General features: G+C 67.8%; 16 protein-coding genes. 7 read left to right on the forward strand and 9 right to left on the reverse strand.

All coding sequences use genetic code 11. From position 1 onward, the window contains the following. Window positions 1–409: 409 nt before the first annotated feature. Window positions 410–2,095 (reverse strand): long-chain-fatty-acid--CoA ligase FadD1, encoded by a 1,686-nt coding sequence (gene fadD1 / locus ACYJSS_RS13210; RefSeq protein WP_236204664.1) that lies wholly within the window; start codon window positions 2,093–2,095, stop codon window positions 410–412. Between the two features lie 285 nt (window positions 2,096–2,380). Next, entirely contained in the window at window positions 2,381–4,069 is a 1,689-nt protein-coding gene (gene fadD2 / locus ACYJSS_RS13215; protein WP_236204665.1) for a long-chain-fatty-acid--CoA ligase FadD2, read from the reverse strand. A gap of 274 nt (window positions 4,070–4,343) precedes the next feature. Here fadD2 and ACYJSS_RS13220 point away from each other — a divergent pair, with 274 nt between their 5' ends. After that, window positions 4,344–5,300, forward strand: coding sequence for an alpha/beta hydrolase (locus ACYJSS_RS13220; RefSeq protein ID WP_236204666.1), 957 nt, complete (start codon window positions 4,344–4,346; stop codon window positions 5,298–5,300). Next, window positions 5,297–5,767, forward strand: coding sequence for a MaoC family dehydratase (locus ACYJSS_RS13225; RefSeq protein WP_021219258.1), 471 nt, complete (start codon window positions 5,297–5,299; stop codon window positions 5,765–5,767). The genes ACYJSS_RS13220 and ACYJSS_RS13225 overlap by 4 nt, the downstream gene beginning before the upstream one ends. A gap of 61 nt (window positions 5,768–5,828) precedes the next feature. On the opposite strand, the gene ACYJSS_RS13230 is transcribed toward ACYJSS_RS13225, so the two are convergent. Genes ACYJSS_RS13230 through ACYJSS_RS13240 form a run of 3 tightly spaced genes read right to left on the reverse strand, consistent with a single transcriptional unit; the run spans window position 5,829 to window position 8,894 of the window. After that, a complete protein-coding gene (locus tag ACYJSS_RS13230; RefSeq protein WP_111260610.1) occupies window positions 5,829–6,701 on the reverse strand; it encodes an efflux RND transporter periplasmic adaptor subunit in 873 nt (290 codons plus the stop codon). 11 nt (window positions 6,702–6,712) lie between these two features. Beyond that, entirely contained in the window at window positions 6,713–6,919 is a 207-nt protein-coding gene (locus tag ACYJSS_RS13235; protein WP_111260609.1) for a DUF1656 domain-containing protein, read from the reverse strand. Next, window positions 6,906–8,894, reverse strand: coding sequence for an FUSC family protein (locus ACYJSS_RS13240; protein WP_236204667.1), 1,989 nt, complete (start codon window positions 8,892–8,894; stop codon window positions 6,906–6,908). Before ACYJSS_RS13240 ends, ACYJSS_RS13235 begins: the two co-directional genes overlap by 14 nt. Window positions 8,895–9,070: 176 nt before the next feature. Between ACYJSS_RS13240 and ACYJSS_RS13245 the strand changes: the two genes are divergently transcribed. From ACYJSS_RS13245 to ACYJSS_RS13260, 4 genes are read left to right on the forward strand one after another with little or no spacing between them, the layout of a single operon-like run. After that, window positions 9,071–9,706, forward strand: a complete 636-nt coding sequence (locus tag ACYJSS_RS13245) for a TetR/AcrR family transcriptional regulator (RefSeq protein ID WP_111260607.1) — start codon at window positions 9,071–9,073, stop codon at window positions 9,704–9,706. Then, window positions 9,703–10,665: an HlyD family secretion protein gene (locus ACYJSS_RS13250; RefSeq protein ID WP_111260606.1), complete on the forward strand. Its 963-nt coding sequence runs from the start codon at window positions 9,703–9,705 to the stop codon at window positions 10,663–10,665. The genes ACYJSS_RS13245 and ACYJSS_RS13250 overlap by 4 nt, the downstream gene beginning before the upstream one ends. Next, a complete protein-coding gene (locus ACYJSS_RS13255; protein ID WP_236204668.1) occupies window positions 10,658–11,605 on the forward strand; it encodes an ABC transporter ATP-binding protein in 948 nt (315 codons plus the stop codon). The genes ACYJSS_RS13250 and ACYJSS_RS13255 overlap by 8 nt, the downstream gene beginning before the upstream one ends. Next, a complete protein-coding gene (locus ACYJSS_RS13260) occupies window positions 11,602–12,687 on the forward strand; it encodes an ABC transporter permease (RefSeq protein ID WP_111260605.1) in 1,086 nt (361 codons plus the stop codon). Before ACYJSS_RS13255 ends, ACYJSS_RS13260 begins: the two co-directional genes overlap by 4 nt. A 238-nt stretch (window positions 12,688–12,925) precedes the next feature. Here the strand turns inward: ACYJSS_RS13260 and ccoM are convergent, their stop codons facing one another. From ccoM to ACYJSS_RS13280, 4 genes are all read right to left on the reverse strand, one after another. Next, window positions 12,926–13,042 (reverse strand): cytochrome c oxidase subunit CcoM, encoded by a 117-nt coding sequence (gene ccoM, locus ACYJSS_RS13265; protein WP_276574430.1) that lies wholly within the window; start codon window positions 13,040–13,042, stop codon window positions 12,926–12,928. Between the two features lie 159 nt (window positions 13,043–13,201). Then, window positions 13,202–13,357: a hypothetical protein gene (locus ACYJSS_RS13270; protein WP_111260604.1), complete on the reverse strand. Its 156-nt coding sequence runs from the start codon at window positions 13,355–13,357 to the stop codon at window positions 13,202–13,204. Next, window positions 13,354–13,950: an alpha-ketoglutarate-dependent dioxygenase AlkB family protein gene (locus tag ACYJSS_RS13275; RefSeq protein ID WP_111260603.1), complete on the reverse strand. Its 597-nt coding sequence runs from the start codon at window positions 13,948–13,950 to the stop codon at window positions 13,354–13,356. The genes ACYJSS_RS13270 and ACYJSS_RS13275 overlap by 4 nt, the downstream gene beginning before the upstream one ends. A gap of 41 nt (window positions 13,951–13,991) precedes the next feature. Beyond that, window positions 13,992–14,288 carry an aspartate-semialdehyde dehydrogenase gene (locus ACYJSS_RS13280; protein WP_111260602.1) on the reverse strand — a complete coding sequence of 99 codons (297 nt, stop codon included), beginning with the start codon at window positions 14,286–14,288 and terminating at the stop codon, window positions 13,992–13,994. Between the two features lie 156 nt (window positions 14,289–14,444). On the opposite strand from ACYJSS_RS13280, the gene rapA reads away from it, so the two are divergent. Beyond that, window positions 14,445–17,294 (forward strand): RNA polymerase-associated protein RapA, encoded by a 2,850-nt coding sequence (gene rapA / locus ACYJSS_RS13285; RefSeq protein ID WP_111260601.1) that lies wholly within the window; start codon window positions 14,445–14,447, stop codon window positions 17,292–17,294. Window positions 17,295–17,300: the final 6 nt, after the last annotated feature.

Raw genomic sequence — 17,300 nt, forward strand, 5'->3', positions numbered from 1 at the left:
CATCGCCGCTCTGGGGGCCGGCGCGATGGGCCATCCATGGCCTGGCGCGCCTCTCGCGGCATCCATGCCGCTCGTCCCCCGGCGCAACGACTGCGTTCGGCCTCCTGGAGGGGCGTTGGCGGCTGCTCCAACTTTCTTCGCTCGAACCCTCACATTGACGTGCGCAGTAACCCAGCGCACGTTCGTAGGATGGCGTAGAGCGAAGCGAAACCCATGCGGTGGAGGTGGCACGACCCCTTTGGCGCCCGGAAAGGGCCGTGCTTGAGAGTCTGCATTAAAACCACAACAGCTAACGCCGACAGAGCCATGGGTTTCGCAGAGCTCTACCCATCCTACGGAGGCGCACCTGGATGCGACTGTCAGAAAAGAAAAAGCCCCGCAGGTGCGGGGCTCGTTCATGCGGAACGGATCAGCCCTTGAGCTTCTTCAGTTCCTGGTCACGCAGTTCACGGCGCAGGATCTTGCCGACGTTGGTGGTCGGCAGGCTGTCGCGGAACTCGACGGCCTTGGGCATCTTGTAGCCGGTGACGTTGGCGCGCATGTGCTGCATCACCTCGTCCTTGGTCAGGCTGGCGCCCGGCTTGACCACCACGAAGACCTTGATCGCCTCGCCGGACTTCTCGTCCGGGATGCCGATGGCGGCGCATTGCAGCACGCCCGGCAGGGTGGCGAGCACGTCTTCGAGCTCGTTCGGGTACACGTTGAAGCCGGAGACCAGGATCATGTCCTTCTTGCGGTCGACGATGCGCATGTAGCCGTCTTCCTGGATCAGGCCGATGTCGCCGGTCTTCAGCCAGCCGTCCGCCGAGAGGATCTCGTCGGTGGCGTCCTGGCGCTGCCAGTAGCCCTTCATCACCTGCGGGCCCTTGACGCACAGCTCGCCGATGGCGCCGATGGCGAGGTCGTTGCCCTCGTCGTCGACCACCTTGCACTGGGTCGAGGGGACCGGGATGCCGATGGTGCCGATCTGGATGCTCTGGAACGGGTTCACCGATACCACCGGGCTGGTCTCGGTCATGCCGAAGCCTTCGCAGATGGCGCAACCGGTGACTTCTTTCCAGCGCTCGGCCGCGGCCAGTTGCAGGGCCATGCCGCCGGACAGGGTCAGCTTGAGGGCGGAGAAGTCGAGCTTGCGGAAGTCCTCGTTGTTGCACAGGGCGACGAACAGGGTGTTGAGCCCCACGAAGCCGGTGAACTTCCAGTTGGACAGCTCCTTGACCATGGTCGGCAGGTCGCGCGGGTTGCTGATCAGCACGTTGTGGTTGCCGGTCAGCATCATGGACATGCAATGGAAGGTGAAGGCGTAGATGTGGTACAGCGGCAGCGGCGTGATCAGCACCTCGCAACCTTCGTTGAGGTTGGCGCCCATCAGTGCCTTGCACTGCAGCATGTTGGCGATCAGGTTGCGGTGGGTCAGCATCGCGCCCTTGGCCACGCCCGTGGTGCCGCCGGTGTACTGCAGCACGGCGATGTCGCCCGCAGCCGGGGAGGCATCCTTGACCGGCTTGCCACGGCCCTTGGCCAGGGCATCGTTGAGCTTCACCGCCTGGGGCAGGTGATAGGCCGGGACCATCTTCTTCACGTACTTGACGACGCTGTTGACCAGCAGGCGCTTGAGCGCCGGCAGCATGTCGCCGACTTCGGTGACCACGACGTGCTTGATGCCGGTGCGCGGCAGGACGTCCTGGGCCAGGTGGGCCATGTTGGCAAGGCAGACCAGGGCCTTGGCGCCGGCGTCGTTGAACTGGTGCTCCATCTCCCGCGCGGTGTACAGCGGGTTGGTGTTGACCACGGTGAGGCCGGCGCGCAGGGCACCGAAGACCACCACGGGGTACTGCAGCACGTTCGGCAGCTGCACGGCGATGCGATCGCCGGGTTGCAGGTCGGTGTTCTGTTGCAGGTAGGCCGCGAAGGCGCCGGACAGCTCGTAGAGCTCACCGTAGGTGATGGTCTTGCCCAGGTTGCTGAAAGCGGGCTTGTCGGCAAAGCGTTGGCAGGACTCTTTCAATACCGCCTGGATATTGGGGTACGCGTCGGCATTGATTTCCGCAGGAATGCCTGCTGGATACTTGTCCTTCCAGAAATTTTCGGTCATGGAAGCCCACTCCTAAGCAACAGCTGATCTTCACTGCACGAGGCAGTTGTTTGTTGTGTTCTGTGCGGTCGTTTCGGCCCTTTCCGGGGCAAAAAAACGCGCCGAGAGTAGCAGCTTTGCAAATGGGCGACCAGAGCCAAACAAGGCCCGGCGAGTCATTAAAATGACCAAATGCAATGATTCCGGTCATCTTTAGAGTAACGTCTCTAATCGGCGTACAGAAGGCGTCGCAGAGGGATCGCCATGCATCCGCCGGCCCTCGCGGGCCGGGGATGGGGGGAAGGGTCAGGCGATGTCGCGCAGCTCGCGACGGAGGATCTTGCCGACCGGCGTCATCGGCAGGGCGTCCTTGAGGACGATGTGCTTGGGCACCTTGTAGCCGGTGAAGTTGGCCTTGCAGTAGGCCTTCAGCTCGTCGACGCTGAGGCCGCCCTCGCGGGCCACGACGAACAGCTTCACCGCCTCGCCGGACTTGTCGTCGGGCACGCCGATGGCCGCGCAGCTGGCCACCTTCGGGTGGGCCATGACCACGTCCTCGATCTCGTTGGGGTAGACGTTGAAGCCGGAGACGATGATCAGGTCCTTCTTGCGGTCGACGATGCGCACGTAGCCGTCCGGGTCGATCACCGCGATGTCGCCGGTCTTCAGCCAGCCTTCGGCGTCGAGCACCTCGGCGGTGGCCTCCTCGCGCTGCCAGTAGCCCTTCATCACCTGCGGGCCCTTGATGCACAGCTCGCCGCGCTCGCCCAGGGGCAGCTCGGCGCCGTCGTCATCGATCACCTTGAAGGCGGTACCCGGCACCGGGATGCCCACGGTGCCCAGGCGGGCCAGGCTGCCGTAGGGGTTGGTGCTGGCCACGGGCGAGGTTTCGGTGAGGCCGTAGCCCTCGACCACCGAGCAGCCGGTCATGGCCTGCCAGCGCTCGGCGGTGGCCTTGACCAGCGCGGTGCCGCCGGAGTTGGTGACCTTGAGGTTGGAGAAGTCCAGGTCCTTGAACTCGGGGTGGTCCATCAGCGCGACGAACAGGGTGTTGAGGCCCAGCAGCGCGGAGAAGCGCCACTTCTTCAGCTCCTTGACGAAGCCGGGGATGTCGCGGGGGTTGGTGATCAGCACGTTGTGGTTGCCGTTGACCATCATGCACATGCAGTTCGCGGTGAAGGCATAGATGTGGTAGAGCGGCAGCGGCGCGATCATGATCTCCTGGCCCTGCTTCATCAGCGGCTGGCCGTCCGGGCCCAGCTGCGAGAGGCAGGCGTCCACCTGCTGCATGTTGGCCACCAGGTTGCCGTGGGTGAGCATCGCGCCCTTGGCCACGCCCGTGGTGCCGCCGGTGTACTGCAGCACGGCGATGTCGTCCAGGCCCACCTTCACCGGCTTCAGCGCGTGGCCCTGGCCCTGCTTCAGCGCGGCCTTGAAGGACACGGCCTGGGGCAGGTGGTAGTCCGGCACCATCTTCTTGACCTTCTTCACCACGGTGTTGACCAGCCAGCCCTTGAGGGCCGGCAGCATGTCGCCCATGCGTGCTTCGATCAGGTAGTCGATCTCGGTATCCGGCAGCACTTCCTGCACCAGCTTGCCGAACAGGTTGACGTAGACCAGCGCGCGCACGCCGGCGTCCTTGAACTGGTGGCGCATCTCGCGGGCGGTGTACAGCGGGTTGGTGTTGACCACGATGAGGCCGGCGCGCAGGGCGCCGAACACGGCGATCGGGTACTGCAGCACGTTGGGCATCTGCACCGCGATGCGGTCGCCCGGCTTGAGGTCGGTGTGCTTCTGCAGGTAGGCGGCGAAGGCGCCGGAGAGGCGGTCGAGCTCGGCGTAGGTCAGGGTGACGCCGAGGTTGCTGAAGGCCGGTCGGTCGGCGAATTTCTTGCAGGAACGTTCGAAGACCTCGATCACCGAGCGATAGGCGGTCAGGTCGATCTGGTCGGGGACGCCAGCAGGGCGTTTGTCGCTCCAGAAATCAGGTTGCATTGTTCTTATCCTCTTTGCCCTGAATGTGTCTGGCCCGCGAGCGGGACTGCCCGGAAATTAGCAGGTCCACACCCGTACGCAAATACTCGCGAACGCGTCATAGACAGTGTGAATCTTGCCGCCATCGCCCGTGCCTGAGCGGCCCGCTGCACCTTGACCGACCATTGCCCGGGCGGTCCCGCAGGGAACCGATCGGTCAGCCACGTGCCGAGCTTTGCGCCGCCAGGCCGCCCGTGCACAATGCGTCGACACCCCAACGCCACAAGGATTGGCCATGCCCCACGATGCTTTCTGGCTCACCGCCAGCGATGGCGCCTCACTGCACGTCAACCGCTGGAGCGGCGATGCCCCGCCAAGGGCCGTGGTGATGGTCGCCCACGGCATGGCCGAACACGGTGGCCGCTACGCACGCCTGGGCCAGGCCCTGGTGGCGGCGGGCCTGGAGCTCTACGTGCACGACCAGCGCGGCCACGGTCGCACCGCCCAGCACGGCATCCTCGGCCTGTACGCCGAGCACGACGGCTGGAACAAGGTGGTCGGCGACCTGGCCAGCCTCAACCACCACATCCGCCAGCAGCATCCGCAGGCGCCGATCGTCCTGCTCGGCCACAGCATGGGCAGCTACATCGGCCAGGCCTACCTGATGCAGCACAGCTGCAGCCTGCAGGGCGCGATCCTCTCCGGCTCCAACTACCAGCCGGTGGGGCTCTACCGCGCCGCCGCCGTGGTGGCACGGCTGGAACGCTGGCGCCAGGGCCCCAACGGCCGCAGCGCACTGATCGAGTTCCTCTCCTTCGGCTCGTTCAACAAGGCCTTCAAGCCCAACCGCACCGCATTCGACTGGCTCAGCCGCGACCCGGACGAAGTGGACAAGTACGTCAACGACCCGCTGTGCGGCTTCCGCTGCACCAACCAGTTGTGGCTCGACCTGCTCGGCGGGCTTCAGACCATCACCCCGGTGAAGAACCTGGCGCAGATCGACCCCGACCTGCCGTTGCTGGTGGTCGGTGGCGCGCGCGACCCGGTCAGCGACGGTCGCCGCCTGGAGGACCTCGCCCGCGCCCTGGGCGAGGCCGGGGTGAAGGACGTGCAACTGAAGATCTACCCCGACGCCCGCCACGAGCTGCTCAACGAGACCAACCGTGACGAGGTGACCGCCCACCTGCTCGACTGGCTGGAGCATGCCCTTGCCCACAGTCGCTACTGCCAACCGAACAAGGAGACCCCATGACCCAGGTAACCAACTTCACCTACGACGCCCTCGAAGTCGGCCAGAAGGCCAGCTACGCCAAGACCGTCGAAGAACGTGACATCCAGCTGTTCGCCGCCCTCTCCGGCGACCGCAACCCGGTACACCTGGATGCCGAGTACGCGGCCGGCACGATCTTCAAGGAGCGCATCGCCCACGGCATGTTCAGCGGCGCCCTGATCAGCGCGGCCATCGCCTGCGAACTGCCCGGCCCGGGCACCATCTACCTCGGCCAGCAGCTGAAGTTCACCCGCCCGGTGAAGCTCGGCGATGCCCTGACCGTGGAACTGGAAATCCTCGAGAAGCTGCCGAAGAACCGCGTGCGCATCGCCACCCGCGTGTTCAACCAGAACGCCGAGCAGGTGGTGGACGGCGAGGCCGAGGTCCTGGCGCCCAAGCAGTCCCTGGCCATCGAGCTGCCGGAGCTGCCGCCGATCACCATCGGCTGAACCCTGCAGGCAGGATGAAAGAAGCCCGGCAATCGCCGGGCTTTTTCGTTGCGGGGCCCGGCTATCGCTGCGCCTGCGGCTGCTCCCCGACCGTGACGCTGGCGGTCATCCCCGCGCTGAGCCGGATGTCGTCCGGCACCGGGTCGAGCTTGATGCGCACCGGGATGCGCTGGGCCAGGCGCACCCAGTTGAAGGTGGGCTCGACGTTGGCCAGCAATTGGCCGTCGGGGCTGGCGTTGCGGTCGGTGATGCCGCGGCTGATGCTTTCCACCGAGCCGGTCAGGGGGCGACCGGCGCTCATCAGCCAGATCTTCACCGGCGCACCGACGTGGATGCCCGGCAGCTTGGTCTCCTCGAAATAGGCCTGCACATAGAAGGAGGCGTCATCCACCAGCGCCATCACCGGCTGCCCGGCGTTGGCGTAGTTGCCCTGGGCCAGGCGCAGGTTGGTGATCTGTCCGCTGCGCGGCGCGCGCACTTCGCTGCGGGCCAGGTTGAGCTCGGCGACCTTCACGTCCGCCTGGGCCTGGCGATATTCGCCCCGGGCGATGTCGGCGGTGATCTGCGCGTTCTCCTTCAGCTCGGCGCTGATCGCCTGCGGCCCCAGGTGGGCGCGGCGAGAGGCCTCGTGCTCGCGCAGGCGCAGCTGCTGCTGGCGCGTCTCGGCCACCGCGCGGGCCTTCTCCAGGGCCGCCAGGTAGCGCTCGCGGTCGACGCTGAGCAGCAGGTCGCCGGCCTTCACCTGCTGGTTGTCATGGACCTTGAGGTCGACGACCCAGCCGGAGACGTCCGGCGAGATCACCACCACGTCGGCCCGGATGCGCGCATCGCGCGTCCAGGGCGAAAGCATGTAGTGCTGCCAGAGGCTCCAGCCACCGACGATGGCGGCGGCGACCAGGGCCAGGGTGATGACGATACGCAGGGTGGAACGCATGGGTTTCTCCTTCACCAGTGCCCGAACCAGGCGACCAGCAACGACAGGACACAGACATACAGGGCACAGTCGAACAGCGCTTCGTGCCAGATCCAGCGCGCCATGCCGACGCGCTGCAGGGCCAGGCGCAGCAGGCCCGTCGCCAGCAGCGCCGCCAGCGCATACATCAGAAAGGGGCTGAGCAGCACGCCGCCCAGGGACCATTCACGCAAGCCCATGGCTCGCCTCCTGTTGTTCACACCATTGGCGCCAGCTCTGCCGCAGCTGCAGCAGGGCCGCCTGGGCCAGGCGCCGGTCGATGCTGGTGCCGGCCTCGCGCAGGGCGCGGATCAGTTGTTCCGAGGGTTCGTCCATCGCACCCGCCAGCGACGCCGCCGGCCCGCGCTCCAGCAGCGGCTCGATGCTGCGCAGGAAACGCGCCTCGGAGGCTTCGATGGAGCGCTCGCCGGCGGCCAGGCAGCGGCGCAGGTGCAGCAGTTCGTCGCCGATGTCTAGGCTGGTGATGCCGTCGTCCCAGCGGTTGCGCGACTGGCTGGGCAGCGCCGGGTAGTGCCGCGCCAGCTGCAGCAGGCGGTCGGCCATGCGCCCGCCGAACCAGTTCTCGGCGCCCGCCAGCGCGCGGTGGGTGAGGCGGCCCAGGTCATGGAAGGTGGCCTTGAGCAGGCGCCGCCCGTGCCAGCCGGGGTTGGTCAGCACGATGACGCGGAACACCAGCACCGCGAAGCCGACGCCCAGGAGGATGGCCATGGCCTCGTTGAGGAACAGCGCCACGTCGTAATGCATGGTGTTCTGCGGTGCGCAAAGCACGATGAAGTGCAGGCAGAAGGAGGTCGAGGTCGCCCCCAGTGCCGGCTTGGCCATGCCCAGGGTGCCGAAGAACAGCGGTACGCCGAGGGCCATGCAGAGCAGCGGGAAGCCGCTCATCTGCGGCAGCACCACCTGGCCGATGAAGAAGGCCACCGGCAGCGCGTAGAGGATGCCGCGCAGGAACATCAGGCCGATCTGCTCGGCGTTCTCGCGGCTGGCGAACAGGCTGCAGACCACGCAGGTGAGGGTCAGCGCGCCCACCGAAGAGGTCCAGGCGGTGGCCAGCCAGAATGACGCCAGGCCGACGAAGGCGACGCTGCTGCGCAGGCCGTAGAGCAAGGCGGTGGGCAGGTCGCGGTGCCAGGACAGCGGCGCGCCGGCATCGTCCGGCGCCTCGCCGCGCTCCACCGCGCGCAGGGCTTGGGCGGCGGCGCGCATCTGCCGCAGCATCACCGCCAGGCGGCCCAGGCAATACTGCTGCACGGGCACCAGGTCATCGGCTTCGGCGGCGTCCAGCAGGCGCTGGCCGAGGGCTTCGCAGGCGGCGTCATCGGGCTCGGCCAGGCATTGCAGCACCTCGTCCATCCAGGGCGCCAGGCGCTCGGCCTCCCCCGCCGACAGTTGCCGCCACTGCCGCGCCACGCCCCGGGCCAGGCGCAGCAGGCTGAGCAAATCGCGGCTGAGCACCCGCAGGGCGGCGGCGCGCTGGCGGCCACGGTTGCCTTCGAACCAGGCGTGCTCGCGCTGGGCGTCCACGGCGACGATGCGCCCCAGCACGCCGAGCAGGCCCTGGCGTTCATGGGGCTCGCCGCGCAACGCCGAACGCGCGGCGGCGATGCCGGCGTTCCAGGCATCGCCGGCCTGGCGCGCCAGCTGGCGCTCCACCCGTTGCGGCCAGACCAGCGCGCTGACGGCGGTGGCGCAGATGATGCCGAGGCAGATCTCGGTGCAGCGCGCCACGGCCTGGTCGAATACGGTCAGCGGATGGGCGATGGCCGGCAGGCCGATGATCGCCACCGTGTAGCCCGCCAGCACAAAGGAGTAGGACCAGGCGCTGCGCAGCATGGTCGAGGCTGCGGTACACAGGCCCAGCCAGGTAGCCAGCGCGAGGATGAACAGCCAGGGCGTCTGCGCGAACAGGGCCATCGCCACCACGGCCATGACGGTGCCGACCAGGGTCCCGAGCAGCCGTGCCAGGCCCTTCTGCACCACCATCCCGGACAGCGGCTGGGCGACGATGAAGGCCGTCATCAGCGCCCATTGCGGCTGCTCCAGGCCGAAGCGCAGCGCGCACCAGAGCGCCAGGCCGCCGCCCAGGAGGGTCTTGATGGCGAACTGGAGAGCCGGGATGTCGGGGGCGAGGAACGCCCGCAGGGAATCGCGCACGCACAGGACCTTGAGGGGAATTGCCAGAAGGATAGGCCGCTTCGGCCGGTGATGAGTTCAACGGAAACAATTATTAGCAAGCTATCTAAATGCCGTCCAGCGGATTATCGAAGCGCCGTTTGAAAATTAATTAAATGCGTATTTAAATAATTCCGTCACCCTCCAGGACCTGCCGCATGACCACACCCCGCGCACCCGGCCGCCCGGCCGGCGAAGCCCAGCAACGTGAACGCCTGCTCGACACCGCCTGCGAAGCCTTCGCCCAGCAGGGCATCAAGGCCAGCAGCCTGCGCGGCATCGCCCAGAGCACCGGGGTGACGCCGGCGATGGTCAACTACTACTTCGGCAACAAGCAGCGCCTGGTGGATGCGGTGGTGGAGGAGCGCTTCCTGCCATTGGTCCGCAACCTGGCCGCGCGCCTGCAGGAGGCCGGCGACGAGCCCCTGGAGCTGGTACGTCTGTTCGTGCGCGGCATCAGCGAAACGGTGGCCGAACAGCCCTGGATACCGCCGCTGTGGGTGCGCGAAATCCTCTGCGAGGGCGGCGTGCTGCGCGAGCTGCTGCCCCAGCGCATCGCCCCGCTGATTCCGATGCTGCTGGCCCAGCGTTTCGCTGCGGCCCAGGCCCGTGGCGCCCTCAACCCGGATCTCGACCCGCGCCTGCTGGTGGTCTCGCTGATCGGCCTGACCATGCTGCCCCACGCCGCTGCGCCGCTCTGGCGCGGCATCTTCGCCAACCCGGAGATCGGCAACGACGCCCTCGTCAACCACACCCTGGCCCTGCTCGAACGCGGCCTGGAGGTATCGCCATGACCGCCCGCACCTTCATTCCAGGCCTCCTCTGCCTGGCCCTGCTGGGCGGTTGCGACCGCCGCGACAGCGAGCCCCTGCTGGGCACCCTGGAGTGGGACCGCATCGGCGTGCCCGCCGAAGCCTCGGAAACCATCCTCGACTGGAAGGTGGCCGAAGGCGACTCGGTGCAGGCCGGGCAGCTGCTCGTGGAGCTGGACCCGCGCCGCCTCGACGCGCGCCTCGACCAGGCGCGCGGCCAGGTGGCCCAGGCCGAGGCGCGCCTGGAAGAACTGAGCAACGGCGCGCGCCAGGAAAGCATCGACGCCGCCCGTGCCATCCTGGTGCGCAACCGCGCCGATGCCACCGAGGCCGGGCGCAACTACCAGCGCGTCGCCGCCCTCTACGCGCGGGGCCAGGTGGCCATCGCCGAGCGCGATCGCGCCCGGGCCAGCCGTGACCAGGCCGACGCCGCGGTGAAGAACGCCGATGCCCAGCTGCGCGAACTCACCAATGGCACCCGCCCGGAACAACTGGCCCAGGCCGCCGCCGAGCTGCAGGCCGCCCGCGCCGCGCTGGCCCGGCTGCAGGTGGATCGCGAGCACCTGAGCGTACGCGCGCCCCGCGCCGGCCGGGTCGACGCCCTGCCCTTCCGCCCCGGCGACCAGCCGCCGGCCAACGCCGAGGTGGTCAGCCTGCTGGTGGGCGAGGCGCCCTATGCGCGGCTGTTCATCCCTGCCCCGGTGCGTTCGCGCATCGCCATCGGCGACCGCCTGCAGGTAGGCGTCGAAGGGGTCGAGGGTCTGTTCACCGGGCGGGTGCGCAGCATCGCCAGCGAGGCCAGCTTCACCCCCTACTACGCCCTGACCGGCAGCGACGCCAGCCGCCTGGTGTACCGCGCCGAACTGGTGCTGGAGGGCGAGGCCGCCGCGCGCCTGCCCGCCGGCCTGCCGCTGCATGCGGAGCGCCCGGGCGATGAATGACGGCGAAGCGGTGATCCGCGCGCGCGGCCTGACCAAGCGTTTCGGCCAGCTGGCGGCGGTGGACGGGCTGAACCTCGAGGTGAACCGCGCCGAGGTGTTCGGCTTCCTCGGCCCCAATGGCTGCGGCAAGTCCACCACCATCCGCATGCTCTGCGGCCTGCTGCTGCCCAGCGAGGGGGAGATCGAGGTGCTCGGCTGCCAGATACCCCGCGACGCTGAGGCGCTGAAGCGACGCATCGGCTACATGACGCAGAAGTTCTCCCTCTACGAGGACCTGACCATCGGCGAGAACCTGGAATTCCTCGCCGCCGTGCAGGGGCTCTCGCGCCCAGAGAGCCGCCGCCGCATCGAGGAGTTGCTCGAGCGCTACTGGCTGGCGGACCGCCGCAAGCAACTCGCCGGCACCCTCAGCGGTGGACAGAAGCAGCGCCTGGCCCTGGCCGGGGCGGTCCTGCACAAGCCGGACCTGCTGCTGCTGGACGAGCCCACCAGCGCGGTGGACCCGCAGTCGCGCCGGGAATTCTGGGATTCGCTGTTCGAGCTGGCCGAGGCCGGCACCACGCCGCTGGTCTCCACCCACTACATGGACGAGGCCGAGCGCTGCACGCGCCTGGGCATCCTCGACGCCGGCCGGCTGGTGGCCGACGGCAGCCCGGCCGAGCTGATGGGCGCCCTGCCCGGCCACCCGCTGCTGATCGAGTGCGCCCAGCCGCGCCAGGCGCAACGGGCGCTGCAGGGGGCCGACGAGGTGATCGCCATGGCCCAGATCGGCGCCTCGCTGCGGGTGCTCAGCGCCGAGGCCAACGCCCGCGAGCGCATCGCCCGGCGCCTGGCCGAGCACCAGGTCGAGGCCGAGGTGAAGGAGACCGAGCCGAACCTGGAGGATGTGTTCGTCACCGTCACCCACCAGCCGTTGCAGAAGGCGGAGGCCGCGCGATGAACCTGCACCGCCTGGGCGCCATCGTCCTCAAGGAACTGCGCCAGTTGCGCCGCGACCGCCTGACCTTCGCCATGATCGTCGGCATCCCCATCATGCAGCTGGTGCTGTTCGGCTACGCCATCAACATGGATGTGCGCGGCCTCGACGCTGCGGTACTGGACCAGGCGGACACGGCGCGCTCCCGCGAGGCGGTGGCGGAGATCGGCTCCAGCCAGGTGGTGAACTTCCGCTACCACCTGGGCAGCCCCCAGGAGATCGACCGACTGCTGCGCGCCGGGCGCATCAGCGCGGCGCTGGTGGTGCCCCGCGATTTCGAGGCGCGCGTCCAGCGCCAGGACCCGGAGCGCCCGCCGCTGCAACTGGTGGTGGACGGCTCCGACCAGGTGGTGCAGGCCTCGGCCCGCCAGCTGGCGGGCTTTCCGCTGGAGGGCTGGCGCAGCAACCAGGCGATGGCGGTGGTGAACTTCTACAACCCCGAGCGCCTGGCACCGCTGAACACGGTGCCGGGGCTGATCGGGGTGATCCTGACCATGACCATGGTGCTGTTCACCGCCATCGCCCTGGTGCGCGAACGCGAGCGCGGCAACATGGAGATGCTGATCACCACGCCCGTCTCGCCCTGGGAGCTGACCATCGGCAAGGTGCTGCCCTTCGTCGGCATCGGCCTGGTGCAGGTGACGGTGATCCTCATCGTCGGCCTGCTGCTGTTCGAGGTGCCGGTGCGCGGCTCGCTGCTGGAGCTCTACGCGGCGGCGCTGCTGTTCATCTTCGCCAGCCTGACCCTGGGCGTGTTCATCTCCACCCTGGCGCAGAGCCAGTTCCAGGCGATGCAGATGGCCTTCTTCACCTTCCTGCCGCAGATCCTGCTGTCGGGGTTCATGTTCCCCTTCGCCGGCATGCCGCGCATCGCCCAGTGGATCGCCGAGGTGCTGCCGCTCACCCACTTCCTGCGCCTGGCGCGCGGCATCATGCTGCGCAGCGCCACGCTGGCGGAGCTGTGGCTGGAGATGGTCGCGCTGCTGGTGTTCACGGCGGTGATGCTCGGCGTCGCGGTATCGCGGGTGCACAAGCGGCTGGATTGAGAGGCGGGCCTGGGCCCTGTGGGGCGGGGTTCCCGGGCTGCAGCCGGGGCTAAGGGCAAGCGCGCGGTTTCACACGCAGCCGTAGGTCGGGTGCAACCCGACATCGCAGAGCAGGAGCGCGCGGGGGTTCACCCGCCCCACGTGAAGGTTTGAGCCATCACGGAACAAAAATCGTGGACGAAAAAAAGGGCGACCGAAGTCGCCCGAGGTGCCTTGCGTGCCTGTGAACCTGGTGGACTCAAGCCTTGTCGCGCTTGTGCGAGTCCTTCCAGATGAAATATCCGACGCCTGCGAAGAAGGCGACCATCAGACCTACGGTCCCGATACCGGCGAGAACCACTACATCGATGAACATTTGGCTGCCTCCTGCGTTGGCGTTGTGTGTTTCGATGGGTCAAAGGTAGACCCGCGCCGGGCAGGGGAAATTGATCTGGATCAATGGGCGCAGAGCCCCGCCGGCGAGGCCGTCGGGGAACTGATCCAGGTCAATTTAAATGGGGTGCAGCGGAGGGATTCAGCGCTTTTTCGGCTTGCGGGGCTTTTTCGACTTGCCCAGGGGCATGGCCTGCTCGAAGGCGTTGCGCACGTCGTTCAGGCGTTTCTCGTGCAGGTCATGGATGCGTTTTTCACGCTCGGCGCCGAAGTCGACCAGTTTCTCGTCATTGCTCATGAACGGATCCAGCGGAAGGTGAGATTCAGGCGAGGAGCGCAGGGCGTGCGCGTCTTCGCCACCTGGTGTTGCCAATGATGCTGTGTCGGACCGCTCATGACCAGCAGCGCCCCGTGCCCGAGCTGCAACGAGTGACCGATGCGCCCGCTCCCCTTGCGACGCAGATCGAAACGCCGGGTTCCGCCGAGGTTCAACGAAGCGATCAGCGGATCGCGACCGAGCTCTGCCTCGTCGTCGCTGTGCCAGCCCATGGAATCCTGGCCGTCGCGGTAATAGTTGAGCAGCGCGCCGTTGAGTGGCTGGCCGACCGCCGCCTGCACGCGGGCACGGATCTCGGCCAGCAGCGGCGTCCAGGGCAGCGGGCGGTGCACCAGGCCCGAGTAGCGGTAGCTGGCCTCGGCATCGCCGTACCAGGCCAGCAGCCTGGGCACCGGGTAGTCGCGGCCGTGCAGATGGACGCTGGGTTGTTCCCAGGGGGTTTCGGCGACCAGGCGGGCGAACCAGTCGTCGGCTTCTTCGACAGCGAGCCAATGGGGTTCGAAACGCAGCTGGGCGTCGGGCAGGTCGAGTGGGATGTCGTCGAACAGGTCCACGGGGTCAACCGGTAAGGGGCTGGGTGGGAATCATGCGCGCCTCAGACCTCGACATCCACCCACAGCCCCTGGCGCGGGAGCTGCTCGATCACCTCTTCGTCGGCCTGTTTCACATCGCCCTCGGCCAGCTCCTCGGCCGTGTAGCCCCGGCGCTGGCGGCGGCGCTGCTCCTCGCGGAGCAGTTCCTCGGCCTCCTGCGGGTGGCGCCGGTCCAGGCCGATGGCGCTTTCCTCGGAGCCTTCCTTCGCCGGCGTGACAGGCGGGATGTCAGGACGCGGCTTGATCACGTCCTGCTGGGATGTCACGGGAACCAGGCTATGGGGTATCGGCGGCAACATGGTTTCGGCCCTCCTCTGATCAGACTGTCGGCAGGGCGTATCACTACTTTAACGCCGCTCGCTACACTGCAACAGACATATGGAGCGCAAGTCCCGTCGCTCTTGGCACCGCGTTCCGTTAAACTTGCCGGCTTTTTTGCATGGTGGGAGAGACGCATGGCGCAGCAGTACCAACCGGGGCAACGCTGGATCAGTGACAGCGAAGCGGAACTGGGGCTCGGGACCATCCTGGCATCGGATGGACGCCTGCTCACAGTGCTCTACCCGGCCACGGGCGAAACCCGCCAGTACGCCCTGCGCAATGCGCCCCTGACCCGCGTCCGCTTCGCCCCGGGTGACGAGATCACCCATTTCGACGGCTGGAAGCTCACCGTCCAGGAAGTCGACGACATCGACGGCCTGCTGATCTACCACGGCCTCACTGCGCAGCACGAAGAACGCACCCTGCCGGAGACCCAGCTCTCCAACTTCATCCAGTTCCGCCTGGCCAGCGATCGCCTGTTCGCCGGCCAGATCGACCCGATGAACTGGTTCGGCCTGCGCTATCACACCCTGGAGCACCAGAGCCGCCTGCTGCAGTCCCCGCTCTGGGGCCTCGGCGGCGCCCGCGCGCAACCCATCGCCCACCAGTTGCACATCGCCCGTGAGGTGGCCGACCGCATCGCCCCGCGCGTCCTGCTGGCCGACGAAGTGGGCCTGGGCAAGACCATCGAAGCGGGCCTGGTGATCCACCGCCAGCTGCTGTCCGGCCGCGCCAACCGCGTGCTGATCCTGGTACCGGAGAACCTCCAGCACCAGTGGCTGGTGGAAATGCGCCGCCGCTTCAACCTGCAGGTCGCGCTGTTCGACGGCGAGCGCTTCCTCGAGAGCGACGCCAGCAACCCCTTCGAGGACGCGCAGCTGGCGCTGGTATCCCTGGAGTGGCTGAAGGACAGCGAGAAGGCCCAGGATGCCGCCTTCGCCGCCGGCTGGGACCTGCTGGTGGTCGACGAAGCCCACCACCTGGTCTGGCACCCGGAGCAGGCCAGCGACGAATACTGCCTGGTCGAGCAACTGGCCGAGGTCATCCCCGGCGTGCTGCTGCTCACCGCCACCCCGGAGCAGCTTGGCCAGGACAGCCACTTCGCCCGCCTGCGCCTGCTCGATCCGGCGCGCTTCCATGACCTGGAAGCCTTCCGTGCCGAAAGCGCCAACTACAAGCCCATCGCCGAAGCCGTGCAGGAGCTGCTGGACCAGGGCCGCCTGTCACCCGACGCCCACGCCACCATCTCCGGCTTCCTCGGCGCCGAAGGCGAAGCCCTGCTGGCCGCCGTCGCCGATGGCGACAGCGAGGCCGCCGCACGCCTGGTGCGCGAGCTGCTGGACCGCCACGGCACCGGCCGCCTGCTGTTCCGCAACACCCGCGCTGCGGTGCAGGGCTTCCCCGAGCGCAACCTGCACCCCTACCCGCTGCCGAACCCCGTGGAATACATGGAGCTGCCGGTGGGCGAACACCCCGACCTGTACCCGGAAGTCAGCTTCCAGGCGCAGCAGGAAAACGGTGACGAGGCCGAGCGCTGGTGGCGCTTCGACCCGCGCGTCGAATGGCTGATCGACACCCTGAAGATGCTCAAGAAGTTCAAGGTGCTGGTCATCTGTGCCCACGCCGAGACCGCGCTGGACCTGGAAGACGCCCTGCGCGTGCGTTCCGGCATCCCCGCCACCGTGTTCCACGAAGGCATGAGCATCCTCGAGCGCGACCGCGCCGCCGCCTACTTCGCCGACGAGGAATTCGGCGCCCAGGTGCTGATCTGCTCCGAGATCGGCAGCGAAGGCCGCAACTTCCAGTTCGCCCATCACCTGGTGCTGTTCGACCTGCCGGCCCACCCGGACCTGCTGGAACAGCGCATCGGCCGCCTCGACCGCATCGGCCAGAAGCACACCATCCAGCTGCACGTGCCCTACCTGGAAACCAGCCCGCAGGAGCGCCTGTTCCAGTGGTACAACCAGGCACTCAACGCCTTCCTCGCCACCTGCCCCACCGGCAACGCCCTGCAGCACCAGTTCGGCCCGCGCCTGCTGCCGCTGCTGGACGGCGGCGACGACGGCGAATGGCAGGCCCTGGTGGACGAGGCCGAAGCCGAGCGCAAGCGCCTGGAAGGCGAGCTGCACGCCGGCCGCGACCGCCTGCTGGAGCTCAACTCCGGCGGTGCCGGCGAAGGCCAGGCGCTGGTGGAGGCGATCCACGAGCAGGACGACCAGTTCGCCCTGCCCATCTATATGGAGGCCCTGTTCGACGCCTTCGGCATCGACAGCGAGGACCACTCCGAGAACGCCCTGGTGCTCAAGCCGGGCGAGAAGATGCTCGACGCCGGCTTCCCCCTGGGCGACGACGAAGGCGTGACCATCACCTATGACCGCAACCAGGCGCTGTCCCGCGAGGACATGCAGTTCCTCACCTGGGAACACCCCATGGTGCAGGGCGGCATGGACCTGGTGCTGTCCGGCTCCATGGGCAACACCTCGGTGGCGCTGATCAAGAACAAGGCGCTCAAACCCGGCACCGTGCTGCTCGAGCTGCTCTACGTCAGCGAAGTGGTGGCCCCCCGCTCCCTGCAACTGGGCCGCTACCTGCCGCCGGCGGCGCTGCGCTGCCTGCTCGACGCCAACGGCAACGACCTGGCCAGCAAGGTGGCGTTCGACACCCTCAACGACCAGCTGGAAAGCGTGCCGCGCGGCAGCGCCAACAAGTTCGTCCAGGCCCAGCGCGATGTGCTCTCGGCACAGATCCACGCCGCCGAAGCGAAAATCCGCCCGCGTCACGAAGCCCGCGTGGCCGATGCCGTGAAGCGCCTGAGCGCCGAGCTGGACGAGGAACTGGCGCGCATGACCGCCCTCAAGGCCGTCAACCCCAGCGTTCGCGACAGCGAGATCGACGCCCTGCGCAAGCAGCGCGACGACGGCCTGGCGCTGATGGAAAAAGCCGCCCTGCGCCTGGAGGCAATCCGCGTGCTGGTAGCGGGTTGACCGAGG

It is taken from the genome of Pseudomonas sp. No.21, assembly GCF_054558415.1.